We start from the raw sequence: 19,441 nt of genomic DNA, 5'->3' as shown, positions 1-19,441 counted from the left end.
GGAATGCTATATCCTAAAATAGATCCAATCCGCTTTTAGGAATTTTTAATGCCCGGCAACTTAGCCGTAACGCTTTGTATAGGTCTATAATAAATTTCACTTGCATATTATTATTCAGTCCAAAGCACTATCCACCATTTATATGCCATCAAAAGCCCGGAAAATCCATTCAGATTTGTATTCCCTGTAAAAAAGCACGGGGAATGGGACTGCCTTTAAAAATACACTTATTGGGCGCACGACCTCTATAAACAATTATTTTTCAAGAATACTTATAGTTCCCGGCTGAGGCACAAACGGTTTCCGGATTGAAAGCTGCTTGTTTTTTACAAACGAACCTGCTTATGGCTCCTGACACACCGTTGTCACCATGCACTGCTAATTTTGAACTATAAAACAGTTTAAAACATATTACAATGACAACACAACAAATTGCCGATCGCTTTTACGAACTGGATTCAAAGCATGATTCCCAAACTATTTATTCGGAGTTATACGCCGCTGATGCCAAAAGCATTGAGCCGGCGCACAGCCCGTGGAATTCTGTTCAGGGCGTGGACGCCATACGCGAAAAAGGAAAGAATTTCAATGAAGCGATTGAGGAGATGCATGGCGGGCACACCACCCCTCCCATTGTTGCGCGGAACTTTTTTGCCTGCGCCATGGGGCTTGATGCTACCTTAAAAGGACAAGGCCGCATGCAGATGAATGAAATTGCATTATACGAGGTAAAGGACGGAAAAATCATTTCCGAGCAATTCTTTTATTAATCATACCTGGCCCGATTTAGTTGTTTTGCAGGTTTTGAATGCCGGCTATATGACCAGAAGCCGGCAGTTCTTATCATTTTTTATTATGGAAACTGATCAGGCGCATGCCGCCCGGAAGCCCGGGTACCCGCAAACAATTCATTGCCGCGGCAACAGTATTTTATGTGCTCCGGCAAACAGATAAGAATACCCTCCCTGAAACAGGCCGGTTGTTTCCTATATTTGGGCAAACTCTACCATCCATTCAATACCGAATTTGTCTCTGAACATAGCAAAATAGGAGCCCCACGGGCTGTCACCAATTGGCATTTCAACAGTTCCGCCTGCTGAAAGCCCATTAAATAATTTATCTGCTTCTTCACGACTTTCTGTACTAACAAATATTTTAGACCTGTTTTCATTTTCATTTACCCGGCCCATAAATTCCGGAACATCGTTGCCCATTAAACTGCTGTTACCAATTGGTAAAGCAATGTGCATTATCTTATTTGCTTCATTTTCTGCCAATGGATGTTCCGTATTTGATAAATCCTTGAAGCGGATAATCTTTGTGAACACTCCGCCAAATACTGATTTGTAAAAATTGAACGCTTCTTCGGCATTTCCGTTGAAGTTGATGTGTGGATTGAAGTGCCATGGCTTTATTTTTAAGTTTTTTTCCTTCGCAGAAATTTTCAGGTATAGTGCGGTAATCTTTGCCGCTATTTTTTCCCCTTTTGAGCAGGACTCCTTTGCCTTCTGTACACATTTATACTTTCAAAGGTATGCGGCATGGCAGATTTGCAGGGTGGCAGATTGCGACAGTCTGAGGGGGAAATCAGATACCGGATCCAGCCAGTTTTTTTACCGGTAAGATCATATACGCCGGATTCACCAGCAATACATCCGGTACGGGGCTAAATTGCTGGTGATTACTTTTTTCATTCCAGTTACCGGCAGGTGCGGCAGCCAGCAGAGCATATGAAGTTGTGGTTGAAAGGCTCCCTGTTATTTTGAGAAGCTATAGAATCCATTTTTATAGCAAATACAATAAGGTCGGCTGTTCTGTTTACGTTAAATTTTTTTATTATGTTTTTATAATAACTTTTAACGGTATGCGTACTCAACCCTAACAGATAGGCTGCCTCTTTTATCACAACCCCATACATTCCTGAATTATCAACCGGGCAAAGGTTTAAAATGCCTATACGGCCGGATCAGTTGCTTTCTGTTTCAAAGGCATGGGGATTGAATCATTTTGCTTTTAAGTTTATTTCTGATTTTGCCAGCTTTGAAAGCAGGATGTCGCAGTTCTTTTCCTGCTTTAAGGTATCCTGCAGCAATCTGGCCGCTTCCTTATGGCCCAGCTGAACAGCAAAAGTGGCCAGTGTTCCATAAGTGGCTATTTCATAATGCTCCACTTTCTGGCTGGCGGCAATGATACCCGCATCCCTTACGGCACCTGGTTTTGTTTCTTTTAATATACTATCGCCTTCCTTTAATAAGCCGTCCATAGCGTCGCATTTTGCGGCCTGTGCCTTTTTCCCGATCAGCCGGAACACTTCTTCCAGCCGGGCCACCTGTCCCTTTGTTTCTTCCAGATGATCCCCGATTGCTGTTTTTAATTTTCCGGAAGATGCATTTTTCTGCATTTCAGGAAGTGCTTTTACCAGTGCTTTTTCTGCCCAGTAAATGTCTTTAAGCCCATCTGCAAAAAAATCCTGTAATGCTTCTGCTGCCTCTTTTTTTGCGGGCACTTTTCCGGCAGTGCTTGTTTTTTTAGCCATAATGATGAATTTATATCTGGTTCATAAAATAGTTGTTGTATTATGTGCCGGTTTTAAGCCGGCACTTTCCGTTCCATTTCCCGCTCCCAGAACCGGTGCAGCCCAAGATCTTTTAAAAACCGGTCAACATTTCCGTTCAGTGATATACCGGCCCCCTCTTTTACAAATGTATTTTGTATAAACGGGGCCGCATCCGGTGCGGCGCCGATTGCCTTGCAATGACGGAATTGCTCATTGACAAAATGAATGGCATCCGGTTCAGCCAGGAGCGCTTCGATGGCTTTTGCTCCCCCGGGTATATAAACGGCATCAAACAAAACCGATGCCGTGTTAAACAGTGTTTCATCTGCATTTATTATGGAATGATCAGACGCTTTTAATGCGCCGAGACGGGGCGCGATCACTTTAATTTTAGCTCCTTTCGCTCCCGCTTTCTTTTTTAATTCCATCACCATAGCCGCATCTGTGCCATCGGCAGCCAGTACCGCAATACAACGGGTAGCAATGGTGCCGCTTTTTACCTGTGCCATACTTAAAGCCGCTGATTTTTTAACAGGCGGATTTTTCTTTACAGGGTTATAATCTTTCGGAAGCCCATCTGCCGGTATCGCACCATTTGTAACGGGCATTACTTTTTTAGGAACCGGCAAACCTAATCTGGATGCTACATATTGCGCCAGCTCCCTATTTACATTGGTGAGCGTGTTTACCATCCGCTGCCGTATTTCCGGAATGGTTACCCTGGATAATTCAAAACTAAAGGCATCCTTTATGTGCTGCTGCTCCGGGGCGCTCTGGCTGTTATAAAACAGGATCGCCTGGCTGAAATGATCCAGAAAGCTTTTGCTGCGGCCTCTTATTTTGCGGGCATCGATCCGCTCTGCATAACTGGTAAACCCTCCTTCAGCTTCCCTGGAGAGGAAGGGGCAGCCGCCACCAATACTGTTTGGCGAATAAGCCGCTTTCCCTTTGTTAATCTGCATCTGCATGTGCCCGTCACGTTGATTATTATAAATCGTGTTCACCGACCGGTTGACGGGGATCTGGTGAAAATTAGGCCCACCCAGGCGCGAGAGTTGTGTATCGGTATAGGAAAACAGTCGCCCCTGCAGCAGCGGGTCATTACTAAAATCAATACCCGGCACCAGGTGCGCAGGGCTGAACATGACCTGCTCTGTCTCTGCAAAAAAGTTGTCCGGGTTCCGGTTCAGCGTCATCCTGCCAATGATCTGTACCGGTACCAGTTCTTCGGGCACCAGCTTGGTAGGGTCCAGCAGGTCAAATTCAAATCTGTGCTCCTCTTTTTCCGGGATGATCTGTACGCCCAGGTCCCATTCCGGAAAGCGGCCTTCTTCAATAGCTTCCCAAAGATCGCGCCGGTGAAAATCGGAGTCTTTGCCGGAGATTTTCTGCGCTTCGTCCCAGGCTACTGAATGTACGCCCAATACCGGCTTCCAGTGAAACTTTACAAAACACGCCGCTCCTTTTTCATTGATCAGCCGGAAAGTGTGCACCCCGAATCCTTCCATCATCCGGAGGCTGCGCGGAATGGCCCGGTCGCTCATGACCCACAGGATCATATGCGTGCTTTCCGGCATAAGGGAAATAAAATCCCAGAAAGTATCATGAGCAGAAGCCGCCTGGGGGATCTCATTATCGGGTTCCGGTTTTACGGCATGCACCAGGTCCGGGAATTTCATAGCATCCTGAATAAAGAACACCGGAATATTATTTCCTACCAGGTCATAATTCCCTTCCGTAGTATAGAATTTGACTGCAAAACCCCGTACATCACGGGCCAGATCTGTAGACCCGCGGGAGCCTGCTACTGTTGAAAAACGGACAAACACGGGGGTTTCCTGTGTGGTATCAGTTAAAAACGCAGCCTTTGTATACTGTTTTAATGATTTGGTTAACCTGAACACACCGTGCGCGCCACTGCCCCGTGCATGAACAATACGTTCAGGGATGCGCTCATGATCAAAATGCGTAATCTTCTCCCGCAGGATGATGTCTTCCAGGAGGGTACCTCCCCGGTCTCCTGCCTTAAGGGAATTGTGGTCGTCATTCATTTTTAGCCCCTGGTCTGTGGTCATGAACTGGTTGGCAGCATCAGTGGTATACGACTGCAGATCTGCCGTTTTCAGATCTTTTTTTGAAGAACGTTTAGCCATGTTGGTTGTTTTTAAATTAGGAATTGCATAATCTGTCTTAATAAAGTTACACCGGATTTTTAAAATGCCGGGCCGGGAATTGCATGTATTCTGAAGCATTCCATAATCAATAACATAAGAAAGCCGTCCCGTGCCCACCCTAATGAAAGGATTTAACTGCAACAGCACCTGTTCCTGATCGGATTAATGCATTGCCCGCTTTAAATTGGTTATGATGTAAAATTCTTCGCCTCCACGCATCTCTTTATACCATTCCCATTCGTCAAGATTCAGATGAGTGGCGTCCTTTAAATAAGGCCCGCAATGAGCTATGGCATCCCCTGTAAAACTGATATTGGGAGCCCCGGTCAGCTCAACATTCTGAAACAGCACTTTTAATAAAGATTTGTTATTAAACCCATTTTTCATATATCAACAGCATTTAAAAAATGATTATAAGTGATCCGCATGTTTATCAAAACTTACAAACAAAGGATACCATCAAAAGGCAATTCTGAAGCCAGAAAACGGGCATTAAGAAATCAAGCACTTTTTATCTATTGATTTTCAATAAAATATCAGGTCATATAAATCATTTTGACCATAAGTGTGCCCTATTAAATGGGTAGTAATAAAACGATTCAATTCTGTTACAACCCATAATTTTGTGATTTATGGAAAAAAAAGAAGGTGTAAACGGGAAATTAAAAACCAGGAAAACCAAGGCGGTTTATGATGTAATTATCATTGGAGGTTGTATAACGGGAGTAACAACTGCGCTCACGCTGCAGCAGAACGGGCTGAACGTGGCATTACTGGAATATAGCGAGATCGGGTTTCTGACATCGGGATGTTATACAACGCACCTGAATACCTATTTTGATGCATTGAACAATGACATTATACAAACATTTTCTGCCCGGGATCTGGACCTGTATTCAAAAGGAGGATTGGAAGCGCTGACGCAGATAAAAGATAATATCAACAGATTCGGACTGGAATGTGAATTAGAAGAAGCAAAAAGTTATATTTATTCAACAAACGGAGATGAGGACAAACTATTGGAAAAAATCATCGAGTCCTGTAACCGCGTAAACCTGCCGGCAAAACTGACAGCTGCCTCTCCCTTTAAATTCCAGACCACGAAAATTGCAGCGATCAGTAACCAGCATACCATCAATGCCGTAAAATACATCCTGGGGCTGCTTGAGCAGTTCAGGAAAGCGGGGGGGCTTGTTATTGAAAGATGCCGGGTTCTGAAAATTGAATTTGGTAAAATAAACCAGCTGCTTACTTCCAGAGGCAAAATCTCTGGTGAAAAAATACTGTATACACCACAGACCTCCCGTTTACTGAATTTGTCTCCTTATAAATTTATTCCTTATATCCATTACTCCGTATCCTCCAAACTGGTAACCAATGCAAATGAATTAGCCATATCATATGATTTGCAGGAGCCCTGTCACCGGTTTATATCTAACAGGCATAGAGGAGCGGATTTTATGGTGATACGTGGCGAAGATCACCGGGTGGTAAAAGGTAAGGTACGGGAAGACTATTTTCAGAAACTGACAAAACTATTAAAAGAAAACTATACTATTGACGTGGTCCTTGCCAAGTGGTCTTATGTATATTATAAATCACAATACGGTTCACCGGTGATCGAGCAAATTAAAAGCGAATACGAAAATCTTTATATATCTGCCGGTTATAACCCGGACGGGATGATACTGGCTGCTTTGGGCTCTAAAATTATTTGTGACCTGATACTCGGACGCAGTAATAAATATAAAGGGCTGTTTCAGCATAAAAAGCAAACAGCATCTTTGGCGGCAGAAGATAAAGCGCAATATTCAGGCAGTATAGAATAAGCCTGCGCCGCGTGCATATCCGGGTTTGAAAATCCGGTATGCAGAATTGAGTGCGATGACCTGAGCGCCTAAAAACTTTAACAACGAAAATAATATTGCTGTTTTTTATCCGCAAGCAGGGTACCAGGCTTAATTCCCCAAAGCTATCCGGTCTTACAAATCCTGTTTGCAAAAGTTTTTTTTTGCCTAATCTTTATTGTTCCCTTGTGGATACCTGTAATATCATTTGGTTTTTGATATTCCCTGTAATAAACTGTGTGCCGGGGCAGCCGGAACCTCTTGTTATTTTTAAACTTAATGATCAGAGCATTCCCTTCAGCTGGCAGGTGCTATAATGGAAGAATAGTTGTTGCTCGGAGTTGGTTCAACCCATTCGTTTTTTTCACCAGTCAACGATCTCCTCCCCGGGTTAGGTTTAACAAACACCGCCCCTGCCGTATTTTGCGCACAGCAGTTGGCGGTGCATTCATGTATTTATTAATGGCCGGTAAGTGAGCTGGGTTACCCCAGTGCTGAATGTTTCCGTTCTTATCAGCTCAAAAAGCGTTTCACCGGGCTTGTTTGCAAATAACGGCAGCCCTGCTCCGATTACAACGGGCACGATCCGTATCAGCAGCTCGTCGATAAACCCTTTATTTAAAAACAGGGTATTTATCTGCCCGCCGCCAATCAGCCAGATATCTTTTCCTTTTTTTGATTTTAGATCTTTCACAAGATGATCAACATCAGACGTGAAATGCACAAATGCTGCATCAGGGAGGGCTGCCCGGCTTATCACGAAGTTCTGCCTGTCCTGAAACGGGAACGGGATATTAAACCCTAAAATTTCCTTATAGGTATTGTTTCCCATGATCGTTGTGTCGATCGTCCTGTAAAACTCACTAAATCCATAGTCTAATTTATCGGGGTTGGGTACTTTTTTCAGCCATGCCACATCCCCGTCCGGCTTAGCAATATAACCGTCTAAACTTACCGCTAATGACAATATAATTTTCCTCATATGTTCCTTTTAATCCTGGTATTTGCAAGTGCTTTTGCCGGCAAAACCGGGATCTGATTTTATCTTTAAAAATTCTCCTCTTCAACTACTATAAGCGTTCCGGCCTGTCATTTCCACTATAGCAGTTCATAAGAAATTACCGGGCAATTTAATTATTTTTTATTGATTTTAAAGAACAGGAAACGGTTATTGCAACCAGGTTATAATATAGTTAAGAGGCCGGCCAGGGCGCTTTACACGAGGCACCTGTTACCAGTGGTTTCAATGATCAGGACCCGGTTGTTTCCGGAAAGCCAGGTTCAGATTATATTGTTCTTCAATGGAAATAATTTTTCTTGAAATTTTGTTTATGTCTTTTCCTTCTTTTGTCCAAAGAAAAGGGTAAAAATTGAAAACTTTATTACCATCCAGTTTGGAAACTTCCTCCCGCCAGTTTTTCCACCGCTTAGCTTTATAGAATTTATCCAGGTCGCTGTTGAAGCAAAAATGTAAAAACTCAGTATAGGTCAGGCCAAGCGGTTCGTATTCTAGATTATCCGGTGAAAAATAATATACTTTCCCCAAGTCTTTTCCAAGCCCTCCTCCATTTAGCAAATAAAAGCCGCCAATAGCATCGTCAGCAATCAATAAGAAGGGCGAAGCATCTCCAAACTCTTTGAATGTTCTTCCTTTATTCCAGTCCGGAAGTGTCCGGTTAAGTTTGGGGTTTCCGGAACCAAGGACCCTGATCCAGCCATCATCAATTAAAAGCCCGCCAGTCATGTATACAATGGCCCCCATTGGTGAGCGGGTGGTTATCTGAATTTTGTATAAAGCCTCTTTTACTTGCAGGCTATCTGCTGCTAAAATTTCAACTTTATTTTTAGCTGATTTGATCCACCCGTCTACAAGTGCCCAACCGGGATCTGTTTTATTTATCAGGTCGTCAATCGCCCGCATTTTATTTTGAGCTTTTATAGTTAAGGCTATAAGGATTAATCCTGTTGCAGTTAAATACTGCATCCTGTTTTTGATCATAAAACAACTATTTATGTTAATCAGGCTTAAACAAATGAGCAGCGTATTAGTAATGCAGATTGTATTTTAGTTTAAAGATGTGAATAACTATAGAAGCTTTTTTATAAAGTGCTGTTAATTGCGCTTCATTATTTCCGGCTTTTAAAGAAGTTCACATCATTGGCAGTGGCCTAATGCCGCTCTTCAGTGTTTGCGCTCTACCGCTGCCAGATCTGCCTGTCAATTTTTGTTGTATCAACATTTGTTACCCAAATGAACAATGACGAAATATTTTTTATTTTGCAGATTTTATACGCGGGGCTTCCACTGTCTGTTGCCCCGCATCCAAAGTCCCGCAAAACTATTTTTGCTGTTTTATCCTTTATATTTTCAAAAAGAATTTTGTTATTTGCCCAGCGGCACATGCCTGTAAACACCGTTATAAAAAGAATAAAAACTGAAAAAAGGGAAATACAGATTGTCCAGATGATTTTGGTTGCCTTCGTTTCAACCGGGTCTTTTTTTTAATGTGCCAAAAAGTGTCAGCAAGATTGTTGCAGGGAGTCCGGAAAAACGAAATTCTTCAAATGAATCCAGGGAATTATTACTGGTAAACTCCAATGGTGTAAACCGTATAACAAAAGGCGCTATAATAAAAATGAATATTAAAATGAGTGAAGTCCAGAAAATTATTTTCTTACCTGCCTGCATAAGGATCTTCAGGGGTTGTTTCATTATAGTCAATTTTAGGTGGTTAAATATATAAAAAGATCCAGAAATAATAGCAGGAAGGGTTAAAGAAACAGTTTAAGCGATTCGGGCGACCGGAACAACCAGGGTGCGGGCAATATTATTACCGGCCGCCCCAGTTACAGCTGCTTTACGTGCTCTTTAAGGCAAAACGCGCTTTGTTAAACCCCGCTGGTAGGCCTCCAGCCGGTTAAATCCTTCTGCATATTTACAGCCCGCTGCCAGGCCCCTGAACCTTGCCTGCGTTTCAATCAGCTCCAGCACATCCGTATTTGCCTCATCCTTCATGTCTTTGAGCTGGCTCTTATGACAGCACAGCATCTGTTTCTTCAGCTCAAAAGTATCCGATATATCCACATACTCTGAAGGCATGAAACGGATGCCGCATACATTGTCCATATAATAGATCTGCGCATTGTCCAAACGGCAGGGCGGTAAGGATTGATGGGGTATAAACGGCAGCCCTTTCTGGGAATAGGCATCAAATACCAGCTGGCTTACATAGCGATGATCCGGGTGATAATCATTGGGGGAATGGGTGAATATAATATCCGGATCGGCTTCACGGAGTATATCCACCATAATGGCCCGGTGCTGCTGATCAGGAAAAACCTGCTCATCGGCAACCGCCGGCCAGATTAATTTTGCGCCGATCAGGTCTGCCGCAGCCTGTGCCTCTTTTTTCCGGATAGCGCCCATCTCCTCCGGCTTAATGACCAGGTCTCCCATACTTCCGTTTGTAAAAGCAGCTATCGTTACCCGGTGGCCTTCCCGGGCATATCTTATAAGTGTACCTGCACAAAGGATTTCTGTATCATCCGGATGGGCTGCAACACTAAGAATGTTCATGGTTCATCAGTTTTTAAGCTAAGAACAATGTAACTTATAAAAAGCTACGCTGATCCTTTTGAATATCCGATCCGCAATGCGTACCGTATCAATAGCTACCCCTTCAACAATCACGCCAGTGACGGTATTTTCAGCGCCTTACTTCTTTGAATGAAATAAAAGGCAACGGAAAATGGTTAAAAGGAACGCCAGAAGCAGCGGGCCTGTTTTGCGCCCGTTTTTACAAGGCCAGTAAGGCAACCCGGCCCGTCCGTTGAAGGAATTGGAGGAAGCGCAGCAATTAGCTTATGAAACAGTAAGATTAACTAACAGGGTTGCCTATAAAGCACAGCAGTTGAAAGAAAGTGACCCCAATAGCTGTAAGAACTGTAAGTATAAACATCGTTGCCCTTTGTATGATCCAACAACTGGCGAAAAAGCAGGCGATTGCCTGAAAATGCCCGCTTATGCTGGTAAAAATGGCCTCCGGGGCTATCTGATTTCAAAAATCTGCGGGCCAGTTGCGCCAGACGAAACAGGATCATACGAATTTGAATATGTGTGGCCTGCTGATATTGTAGATTATTATAAAATAAACAACAATTCAATATATAGATAATACAAAAAAGACAATAACTAATATTGATAATATAGAAATTCCAATGTGGGTTGAGAACTTGATATATGAAAACTAACCGTGGCCACATCCTCGTCTGCGTAGCAGCCGTTATCTGTTCCTGAATGTTTAAAAATTCATCACTATTGCAAAACGAAGACGGAGCATCAATAATCCAATATTTCGGGGTATGCCTCATTAAGACATATTGCCGACTGAGAGCCGGGCGGTTACAGAGCAGGATTATTTTGCCCTTACCATAAACGAACTAACCTCATAAGCATCATTTACAGGACGCTGTTTCACCTTTAAAATAAGCATCCTTTTATTATAAGGGATAGATAATGGTCCAAAAGTGAGTAAAACTTAAAAATTTGCTCCCCCATTGTTCCACGAACCTTAAAAAAACTCATTAATAATTGATAATGCATTGTTCCTGTTCTGGGAATATACAAAATCAGGGCTGGATGCCTGTTCCATATAGTCGCCCCATACCTATTCGGCTATTGCGGTTTTATTAATAAGCCTTTGAGGGTTGGTGACAAAATAATACAACAGGTCAAATTCCTTTCTGTTGAGGCTGATTGCTGCTTTATTGATCAGAACAGTTCTGTTATCCGGATCGGGGATGATGTTGCGCCACTGTATTTTGTCGGCTCCACTCTGGTTTTTTCTTCAGATGGCAGATTTTACACGGGCATTTAATTCAGCAAGGTGGAAGGGTTTTGCCAGGTAATCATCTGCTCCCTTTTCCAGGCCATTGACCTTATCATCTACAGCATCTTTTGCCGAAATAATAATGACTGCTTCTTTCTTTTTGTTCTTTTTAATTTCAGAAAGCAATTCCAGACCATTGCCTCCCGGCAGCATAATGTAACAGGATGCAATCATATTCATAGGAGATGATCTTATCAAGCGCCTGGTCAAAATTACCGGCCGTTTCCATTAAATAGCCTTCTTCAGCCAGGGAATGCTGAATAACCCCCTGCAGTTCCGTTTCATCTTCGATGATTAACACTTTCATACCCCGAATTTAAAATAAGCTGTAAAAGTGCTATTAAATTCTGGAAAGAATCTGGATTTAAACGTACCTTCCTTAGTACAGGCCCGTTCATCCGTTTCCGGTAACAATAAAGGCAGTGCAGCCGTAACAATATAAGCTCAGAGTGTTTTTCCTGTTAAGGTACTTTATCAAACGCCACCACTGTTGCTACCGCCTGGCCGGCATTGGCTGTTGCCTTAAAATACATACGGCCATCAGGAGAACTGTTATAAGCTGCGCCCGGCGCCAGTATGGACCGGACAGCATCATTGACCTTACCGGCAAAAGTAGCTTGTGCACTATTATTAATAGCGTTATTAACATCGTTATAATTGAGCTCCTTTTTACTGGCAATAACAGCAATCTGGTCTTTGGCGCCCTGGTTATCGGCTTCCATAGACTGGTCTTTGGGAAACAACCGGTACCCGGTAATACCGCAATAGGGAGAATGCTTGGATACGGTTTGCCCCGGCTTTAAATAGGGAAACAATACATAGCTGCTGCCATCAGTTTCCTGCCCGAAAATATAAATATAGCATTCGGTAGTATTCCTGACTTCCATTTTAAAACGGGTGCCCGCTTTTATGGGGGTTACTGTCTGGAAGGTATTGCTGCCGGCTGATTTTAATTTAATATATTGTTTTGTAGTGTTATCTACCAGGCCTATGGTGCACTCCAAAGGCATGGCAGCGATGTTTGCCGCCTTTGGCAGCGGGTCTATCCCATACGCTTCGCGCACATAATTCTGAAAGTCGCTGTAGCGCACCCAGGCCACGCCGTTCTTTCCCCATTGAGGCGTCCAGCTGTTCAGGATCTGGAAGGCGCCCCCATACTTACGGTCATCATACCCGATCACGCACATGGCATGCCCGCCCATACCCATTTGTGCCTGGTCCATTCCCTGTGGCCGCCAAAGCTCCTGGCCCATCATATCCTGCATAAAGCTCTGCCCCACCATCATGCCAATGACCACGGGCGCATCCTTTGCCAGATGCTCTTTAATGGCCCGTATGCTGATCTGGTTCAGGTTATCGCCCTGCGTTAAACGGGTAAAACCGTGGATCACATGCTGCCGGCCTTCCTGGATGGCTGCACTGCCGGGTGTCCGGCTGCAATCCTGGTCGTTATAAGGATAATCACGTAAAGGTACTCCTCCATTGGCTTTCATAGCCTCCATAGCCCTTTGCACATAAGAGCCCTGGCAATCATTGCCCAGCCGGATCTGGTTATACAAATAAGAAGGACTAAAGGCTATGGCATTGGGATCCTGCCCGGTTGCCGCAGCAGTAAGAATGGTTTGAGCCGCATAGGCACTGCTCCATGCCACACAACTGCCCTGCTGCCCCTGGTCGCCCGCCCTGGGCGCAAACCGCAAAAGCGACACTGCTTCCGGCAAAGGGTTTTTGGTGTTATTATCAGCCAGCCCTTCATAGATCTTTGCCTTATCAAACTCGGCAGGGTTATAACTGTACCCGCTTTGTGAAAACAACTGCTTTGCGGCATCCGAAATGCCACCGCCGATATTTCCACAGCCTCCACGGCCTCCCAGAAAATAAGCAGCGGCGGCAATAACGATCAATACAATGATGCCCTTGCCCCTGAAAAGGCCAAGCAACAAGGGTAAAAGGCCTAAAAGACCACCGCCCCCGCCTCCGCCGGGCCCGCTTCCACCACCCTGGTCATCATTAAAATCATCATTCCCGCTGTTGGGATCATCTGTCATTCGTATAGGCATCGGTTAAAATTTTGTATAAAAATAATATGGAGCAGGGAAATAAGAGCAGCAATTTTGAGTTTTCAGAATTGAGAACCGAACATTGAGCGGGGATATTTGATCTGGAACAAGGCAAAGAATAGCTGCAGGTGCTCCTGTTGCATACCTGCTGCAAGACACAATCATCAACCCAGCTTTATCTTTTCGCCGGTCTTTGCTGCCTGGTAAATAGCATCAATAATGACCAGGTCCCTGACGGCCTCTTCTCCATCCACCGGAACTACCGGATCAGTGCCATCGAGCAGGATAGCCGCCATTGCATCCATTTGAATGGTTTGCTGGGGCAGCGTTGCTTGCACCTGCAAAGGCCCTTTATGGGTACGTCCTTTAACAGGGCCGTACCCTGCGGCCGGCTGCAGCTCTGCAAAACCATTATCCCCATCCAGGAAAAAACGGTCAAGATTGTTCATATTGTAGGTAGACAGGCAGGAAGCCATGATGCCACCGGGGAAACCCAGTTGGAACGTAATGGTTTCATCAACGCCCTCTTTAAATTTTACGGGATCTGTTTTTGTTTCCTGGGCCGTAACCCAAACCGGTTCTTCGCCTACCATATACCGGGCGCCGTTCAGCGCATAGATGCCAATATCCATCAAAGCCCCGCCTCCTGCCAGTGCCTTGTTGAGCCTCCATTGCGTAGGATCACCGATCCTGAAACCGCATAATCCCTGAAAAAAACGCAGGGTGCCGAACTCCCCCGCATTCCGCATCCGTATGACTTCCAGTGTTGCCGGCTCAAAATGCATCCGGTAGCCAACCAGCAGCTTTTTACCTGCCTTTTTACAGGCGGCAACCATTTCCTTCCCTTCCCGGGCGTTCAGGCCCATGGGTTTTTCGCAAATGACATGTTTACCGGCACCGGCCATCCGGATCACCAGGTCGTGATGCAGGGCGTTCGGTGTTATTACATATACAGCATCAATATCCGGATTATTTTTTATGGCGTCAGCATTCTCATAGTTATAGCGATTCTTTTCAGGAACTGCGTATTTTTCTCCCCAGCTCTTTAATTTTTCCGGGGTACCGCTTACCAAACCGGTGATCTTTGCCCGTTTGCATTGCTGCATTGCTTCAGCAACCCTTGTGGCATATCCTCCCAGCCCCATCAACGCTACTTTAAGAACAGGCCCTTCATTATTCACAACTGAAAAAGGTGAAGCAGTTGCCGGCCAATTGTTAACCGTATAAAGCCCTAAAGCCGATAAGCTCATTTCCCGGATAAATTTACGACGTGTATGCATAGCAACTGATTTTAAAACATAGCAGATGTGCGGTCGTCTTCTCCGCGTTCAGCACCTTGCTACTGTACTGCTACCCCGTTTTTTCTTTTACCAGCTTCAGCGATTTCTTTAATTGTTCTTCAGGCGTCAGGTTCGTATTGTCCAGCACTATAGCGTCTTTAGCCTGGCGCAGGGGGCTGATGGCACGGTTAGAGTCAATGTAATCGCGCATCTGGATATTTTCGGCGACTTCCTTGATCGTAATATTCGGGTTTTTCTCAACCAACTCCTTAAATCTGCGTTCGATCCGTACCACATTATCCGCAGTCATAAATAATTTCAGTTCCGCCTTTGGAAAAACAACAGTGCCAATATCCCGCCCATCCATGATAATGCCTTTCTTCTTACCCAGCTTTTGCTGCTGCGCCACTGCAAACGCACGCACCTCCTGTATAGCCGCTACATCACTCACCTTTTCGGCCACCACCAGATCACGGATCAGGTATTCTACGTTTTCATCATTCAGGTAAATTTCATTTTGAGCGGTCTGATCGTTTGGCCTGAAATCCAGCTCAATATTCTTTAGCGCCTTTTCTACTTCCTTACTGTTTTCCCAGTTAATATGGTTTCTTAAAAAGTACAAAGTAATGGCACGGTACATGGCTCCGCTATCTATGTAAATATATCCCAGCGCTTTGGCCATTTGTCTAGCCAAAGTGCTTTTCCCGCAACTGGACCAGCCATCTATCGCAACAATGATCTTCTTCATACTGTAACTTATCACCCAACTGTTTTTTACAAACACTGAATTTAAAAGCAAGATACAATTTTATTAAAGGAAAATTGTTGCTTTATCAATAAATTTGCAGCCCTTACCTTTATTAAAATTTATTTCGTATATTCAAATAAACCTTCAACTATGGTATTAAAACGAACAGCATCCCTGTTTTTCTTTTTTACACTCCTGCTTTTATTTGCCTGTAACGGGGGAAAGGATAAAACACCTGCAACCACTCCCAATACGGACTCTTCTGATACAGCAGGCACAGCTGTAATAAGGGAGCTTCCCCACGTTAAAACGGAACCCGTGGAATATGAAGACGGCATTAAAACATTCAAGAGCGTAATGGCCTTTGACAGCGCCAATCCCGGTAAAAAACCTGTTGTGCTGATCATACCTGAATGGTGGGGCGTTACCGATTACATTAAGAGCCGTGCAAAGCAGATTGCAGAATTGGGTTATTTTGCAATGGTAGTGGATATGTATGGGAATGGCAAAGTAATTGAAAACCCTAAAGAGGCGGGCGCTGAAGCCATGAAATACTATAAAAATCCGCAGCTGGCACAGGAGCGTTTTGATAATGCCCTGGCTATTGCCAAGTCTTACCAGGAGGCTGATACTTCTAAAATAGCAGTAATCGGTTATTGTTTTGGAGGCACTATGGCCCTGAATATGGCGCGGCTTGGAGAGGACCTGAAGGGTGTGGTAAGCTTTCATGGCGGGCTGGAAAATTATGGAATCACTGCCCGTAAAGGCGGCATTCATCCTTCTATTTTGGTATTAAACGGCGATGCAGATTCCTTTGTGCCTGTTGGCGTGGTCAATGATTTTAAGAAGGAAATGGAAGCGGCTAATGCCAATATGCAGTTTATCGGTTATCCGAATGCAAAGCATGCCTTTACCAACCCTGCAGCGACGGCTATTGGCGAAAAATATAAAATAGACATCAGATATGATGAGGCGGCCGATAAAGCTTCCTGGGAAGAAATGAAAAAATTCCTGGCAAAGGTGTTCTCATAGAAATGAGAGTTGGGATCCGCAGGCAGCAATCACTATCCCATTCGCTACTTGCTACTCGCTGTTTCCCAGCCTCACGCAGCGACGAGTATTGAATTATCTATTTTCAGTCGTCAGTTATCAGTATTGAGCATCGGCTATGAACTATTAATCTACTTCAGATAGGCCCCTGTCACTTTATCGCCATCTATTTCCACATAAATATGATCCTGGAGCGTGGTAGCCAGTGAAATGCCTTTATAGTCTGCCGTGATCGGGTATAAGGTATGTGTCCGTTCTACCAATACCAGTGTTTGTATTTTCCGGGGATGCGCGTTCAGGAAAGGTTTTAAAGCATACAGTAATGTTTTGCCGCTGTTGGTTACATCATCGATCAGCACAATGACTTTATCCGTAAAATCCATTTCTTTACTAAGCGTAACGGCTTCCGGTTTTTTTTTATTCAGCTTTAAGGTAATCAGCTCCGTTTGAATAGCTGCACTCTGCTTCATTAACTGCCGGATGTTTTTCGCCAGCACCAGGCCGTTTTCTTCGATACCTACCAGGATGAGCTCTTGCTCGTCCAGGTTATTTTCGATCAGCTCCAGTGCCAGCCGCTGCATTTTTTTCTCAACCGTTTCCGCGTTTAATATGTATTTTTTCACTTGTACTCTATTTATATGCTCTTAAATGAATTTACTTATAAAGGAAGCCGTAAATTAGCACTTTGTAACTGAATGCTCATGCAAATTGCTCAACAAATTTTATTTGTAGCGCTATTGATTATAGCCGTTGTATTATTTTCAAAAAGAATAAGGCAGATCCGCCGTAATATTAACCTGGGTCGCGAGGAGGTTATTAATGACCATACCGCTCAAAGATGGAAGAATGTGCTATTGCTGGCATTTGGTCAAAAAAAAATGTTCCGGAACCCGTTGGTCGGTGTTCTGCACTTTTTTGTTTATGCCGGGTTCATCATCATTAATATTGAAGTTCTGGAGATCATACTGGACGGCATTTTGGGAACGCACCGCTTATTTGCAGGAGCTCTTGGTGGTTTTTATACCTTCCTGATCAACGCCTTTGAAGTGCTGGCCCTTCTGGTACTGCTATTCTGCGCCATTTTCCTGATCCGGCGGAATCTTTTAAAGATCCGGCGGTTTATCAGCAAGGATCTCGACGGCTGGCCCCGGAGCGATGCCAATTATATCCTGATGACGGAAATCGCCCTAATGGCGCTTTTCCTTACGATGAATACCTGCGATACCCTGTTACAGGCAAGAGGTGCAGCACATTATGCGGCGCACCCGACCGGTGGTTTTATCATATCCGGACACTTACAGCCACTCCTGAACGGGCTTTCCGACGCGTCGCTTGAAATGACCGAGCGGGCCTGCTGGTGGCTGCACATCATCGGCATCCTGGCATTTCTAAATTACCTTCCTTACTCCAAGCACCTGCACATCCTGCTTGCTTTTCCCAATGCCTGGTACGCAAGACTGATTCCCATGGGGGAAATGGAGAACATGCCGTCTGTGCAGAATGAAGTGCTGTATGCCATGCAGCCGGAACTGGCACCCGCAGAAGCAGCGCCACCTGCAAAATTTGGAGCAAAGGACGTGATGGACCTGAGCTGGAAAAATTTACTGGATGCTTACAGCTGCACCGAATGCGGGCGTTGCAGTGCTGCCTGCCCTGCCAATATTACCGGCAAACGGCTATCGCCCCGTAAGATCATGATGGATACCCGCGACCGTATTGCCGAAGTTGGTAAAAATATTGATGCTCATAAAGAATGGAAAGACGATGGCAAAAGCCTGCTGCATGATTATATTTCCGTTGAAGAATTACGTGCCTGCACCACCTGCAATGCCTGTGTGCAGGAATGCCCCGTAAGTATTAACCCGCTGGACATTATCCTGCAATTGCGCCGCTACCTGGTAATGGAAGAAAGCAATGCCCCGCAGGAATGGAACACGCTGTTCAGCAATGTGGAAAATAACTTTGCCCCTTGGAAATTCAGTCCGGACGACCGGGATGCATGGACGGAAACGATGTAAGGCCTTCCGGTTGATCGCTTTAGTGTCTGGTCTGTAATACTCAGGCCCACTAAAAGACCCTGCTTATCAGTATATGATCATTTACAGTAACATGGAACCGGCAAGGGGTAAAATCAGCGATTATCAGAATAAGAATAAAGGAGTACCGAAAACAGCTTGTAATGAGCGCAAATAGCGGTTTGTTAAACTTAGAGTACTCTCAATTTTAAGAATTAAATTTGTAGAAAATAAGATTATTTATGCAGACAGCAATAATACGTCAAAAACTACATCAGTTTATTGATACAATAGAAGATAAAAAGGCGGAAGCGATTTACACGCTGTTAGAACAGGAGATTGATACTGATGCCCAACGAAAAGCGTTAATACAGGCAGAACGAACCAAATATTTACAAGGGGAAGGTGTATCTTTTACTCCTGAAGAGGTAAAGGCAATGGCGCTAAATAAGTCACAGCGACATGCAGTATAAAATTGAGATCCGACCGCTGGCTGCAATGGAAATTATAGAAGCCTATGACTGGTATCAAGAGCAGAAGAGCGGCTTAGGTGCTGAATTTTTAGCGGAGCTGGATCAATTTTATGATACATTATATCGCAATCCTCAGACCTATTCTTATTATGATAAACCCGTTCGTCAAGGCAAAGTGAATCGTTTTCCTTATACTGTAGCATATGAAATCTTTGATACAACAATAGTTATTTACAGCGTATTTATGTATCGGCAAAATCCGGATAAAAAGCGTATAAAATAGTCCCTATATTAAATTCGGTTCTAAAAATAAGTTATTCTTTTTTCTATGTAAAATCGTTCTCTCCC

22 protein-coding genes are annotated in these 19,441 nt (G+C 44.1%); 7 read left to right on the top strand and 15 right to left on the bottom strand.

The features are described 5' to 3' along the window. The first annotated feature begins 416 nt into the window (after positions 1–416). Positions 417–770, top strand: coding sequence for a nuclear transport factor 2 family protein (locus A8C56_RS07785; protein WP_067754161.1), 354 nt, complete (start codon positions 417–419; stop codon positions 768–770). Between the two features lie 216 nt (positions 771–986). On the opposite strand, the gene A8C56_RS07780 is transcribed toward A8C56_RS07785, so the two are convergent. The 5 genes from A8C56_RS07780 to A8C56_RS07755 all read right to left on the bottom strand — a co-directional run bounded on the left by A8C56_RS07780 (position 987) and on the right by A8C56_RS07755 (position 5,118). Further along, complete coding sequence (locus A8C56_RS07780) at positions 987–1,388, bottom strand: VOC family protein (protein WP_245645888.1); 402 nt, start codon at positions 1,386–1,388, stop codon at positions 987–989. Positions 1,389–1,699: 311 nt separating this feature from the next. After that, positions 1,700–1,918, bottom strand: a complete 219-nt coding sequence (locus tag A8C56_RS25465; RefSeq protein WP_067754153.1) for a LuxR C-terminal-related transcriptional regulator — start codon at positions 1,916–1,918, stop codon at positions 1,700–1,702. Between the two features lie 84 nt (positions 1,919–2,002). Further along, a complete protein-coding gene (locus A8C56_RS07765) occupies positions 2,003–2,536 on the bottom strand; it encodes a YciE/YciF ferroxidase family protein (protein WP_067754151.1) in 534 nt (177 codons plus the stop codon). A gap of 53 nt (positions 2,537–2,589) precedes the next feature. Continuing rightward, on the bottom strand, positions 2,590–4,710 hold the full coding sequence (locus A8C56_RS07760; RefSeq protein WP_067761748.1) for a catalase: 2,121 nt from the start codon (positions 4,708–4,710) through the stop codon (positions 2,590–2,592). Between the two features lie 183 nt (positions 4,711–4,893). Then, positions 4,894–5,118: a hypothetical protein gene (locus A8C56_RS07755; RefSeq protein ID WP_067754148.1), complete on the bottom strand. Its 225-nt coding sequence runs from the start codon at positions 5,116–5,118 to the stop codon at positions 4,894–4,896. A gap of 245 nt (positions 5,119–5,363) precedes the next feature. Between A8C56_RS07755 and A8C56_RS07750 the strand changes: the two genes are divergently transcribed. Further along, positions 5,364–6,560 (top strand): NAD(P)/FAD-dependent oxidoreductase, encoded by a 1,197-nt coding sequence (locus tag A8C56_RS07750; protein WP_067754145.1) that lies wholly within the window; start codon positions 5,364–5,366, stop codon positions 6,558–6,560. A gap of 466 nt (positions 6,561–7,026) precedes the next feature. Here A8C56_RS07750 and A8C56_RS07740 read toward each other — a convergent pair whose 3' ends face one another. The 4 genes from A8C56_RS07740 to A8C56_RS07720 all read right to left on the bottom strand — a co-directional run bounded on the left by A8C56_RS07740 (position 7,027) and on the right by A8C56_RS07720 (position 10,155). After that, the gene (locus A8C56_RS07740; protein WP_067754141.1) at positions 7,027–7,560 is read right to left on the bottom strand and encodes a dihydrofolate reductase family protein; all 534 of its coding nucleotides are present in this window, start codon (positions 7,558–7,560) and stop codon (positions 7,027–7,029) included. Positions 7,561–7,821: 261 nt separating this feature from the next. Next, positions 7,822–8,577 (bottom strand): DUF2625 domain-containing protein, encoded by a 756-nt coding sequence (locus A8C56_RS07735; RefSeq protein ID WP_218917265.1) that lies wholly within the window; start codon positions 8,575–8,577, stop codon positions 7,822–7,824. Between the two features lie 486 nt (positions 8,578–9,063). Beyond that, positions 9,064–9,291: a hypothetical protein gene (locus A8C56_RS07725; protein ID WP_067754135.1), complete on the bottom strand. Its 228-nt coding sequence runs from the start codon at positions 9,289–9,291 to the stop codon at positions 9,064–9,066. 156 nt (positions 9,292–9,447) lie between these two features. Further along, on the bottom strand, positions 9,448–10,155 hold the full coding sequence (locus A8C56_RS07720; RefSeq protein WP_067754132.1) for a PIG-L deacetylase family protein: 708 nt from the start codon (positions 10,153–10,155) through the stop codon (positions 9,448–9,450). A 262-nt stretch (positions 10,156–10,417) separates the two neighbouring features. Here A8C56_RS07720 and A8C56_RS07715 point away from each other — a divergent pair, with 262 nt between their 5' ends. Continuing rightward, positions 10,418–10,753, top strand: a complete 336-nt coding sequence (locus A8C56_RS07715) for a hypothetical protein (RefSeq protein WP_157097912.1) — start codon at positions 10,418–10,420, stop codon at positions 10,751–10,753. Positions 10,754–11,425: 672 nt separating this feature from the next. Here A8C56_RS07715 and A8C56_RS24840 read toward each other — a convergent pair. The 5 genes from A8C56_RS24840 to cmk all read right to left on the bottom strand — a co-directional run bounded on the left by A8C56_RS24840 (position 11,426) and on the right by cmk (position 15,555). Then, a complete protein-coding gene (locus tag A8C56_RS24840) occupies positions 11,426–11,647 on the bottom strand; it encodes a response regulator (RefSeq protein WP_218917264.1) in 222 nt (73 codons plus the stop codon). After that, positions 11,583–11,774 carry a response regulator transcription factor gene (locus A8C56_RS24835; protein ID WP_067754126.1) on the bottom strand — a complete coding sequence of 64 codons (192 nt, stop codon included), beginning with the start codon at positions 11,772–11,774 and terminating at the stop codon, positions 11,583–11,585. The genes A8C56_RS24840 and A8C56_RS24835 overlap by 65 nt, the downstream gene beginning before the upstream one ends. A gap of 154 nt (positions 11,775–11,928) precedes the next feature. Further along, entirely contained in the window at positions 11,929–13,527 is a 1,599-nt protein-coding gene (locus A8C56_RS07705; RefSeq protein ID WP_067754123.1) for a C1 family peptidase, read from the bottom strand. A 164-nt stretch (positions 13,528–13,691) separates the two neighbouring features. Further along, positions 13,692–14,807: a Gfo/Idh/MocA family protein gene (locus A8C56_RS07700; RefSeq protein ID WP_067754120.1), complete on the bottom strand. Its 1,116-nt coding sequence runs from the start codon at positions 14,805–14,807 to the stop codon at positions 13,692–13,694. 70 nt (positions 14,808–14,877) lie between these two features. Then, positions 14,878–15,555, bottom strand: coding sequence for a (d)CMP kinase (cmk, locus tag A8C56_RS07695; RefSeq protein ID WP_067754117.1), 678 nt, complete (start codon positions 15,553–15,555; stop codon positions 14,878–14,880). Positions 15,556–15,705: 150 nt separating this feature from the next. Here cmk and A8C56_RS07690 point away from each other — a divergent pair, with 150 nt between their 5' ends. Then, positions 15,706–16,587: a dienelactone hydrolase family protein gene (locus A8C56_RS07690; protein ID WP_067754114.1), complete on the top strand. Its 882-nt coding sequence runs from the start codon at positions 15,706–15,708 to the stop codon at positions 16,585–16,587. Positions 16,588–16,736: 149 nt separating this feature from the next. On the opposite strand, the gene A8C56_RS07685 is transcribed toward A8C56_RS07690, so the two are convergent. Next, positions 16,737–17,228, bottom strand: a complete 492-nt coding sequence (locus tag A8C56_RS07685) for a phosphoribosyltransferase family protein (protein ID WP_071609328.1) — start codon at positions 17,226–17,228, stop codon at positions 16,737–16,739. 78 nt (positions 17,229–17,306) lie between these two features. Between A8C56_RS07685 and A8C56_RS07680 the strand changes: the two genes are divergently transcribed. From A8C56_RS07680 to A8C56_RS07670, 3 genes are all read left to right on the top strand, one after another. After that, positions 17,307–18,623: a (Fe-S)-binding protein gene (locus tag A8C56_RS07680; protein WP_067754111.1), complete on the top strand. Its 1,317-nt coding sequence runs from the start codon at positions 17,307–17,309 to the stop codon at positions 18,621–18,623. Between the two features lie 239 nt (positions 18,624–18,862). Continuing rightward, complete coding sequence (locus A8C56_RS07675; protein ID WP_067754108.1) at positions 18,863–19,093, top strand: hypothetical protein; 231 nt, start codon at positions 18,863–18,865, stop codon at positions 19,091–19,093. Then, positions 19,083–19,376 (top strand): type II toxin-antitoxin system RelE/ParE family toxin, encoded by a 294-nt coding sequence (locus A8C56_RS07670; RefSeq protein ID WP_067754105.1) that lies wholly within the window; start codon positions 19,083–19,085, stop codon positions 19,374–19,376. Before A8C56_RS07675 ends, A8C56_RS07670 begins: the two co-directional genes overlap by 11 nt. The last annotated feature ends 65 nt before the right edge of the window (positions 19,377–19,441 follow it).

This window comes from Niabella ginsenosidivorans (genome assembly GCF_001654455.1).
GTDB lineage: Bacteria > Bacteroidota > Bacteroidia > Chitinophagales > Chitinophagaceae > Niabella > Niabella ginsenosidivorans.
Note: the sequence above shows the minus strand (reverse complement) of the source record. Positions and strands in the feature narration are given on the sequence as shown.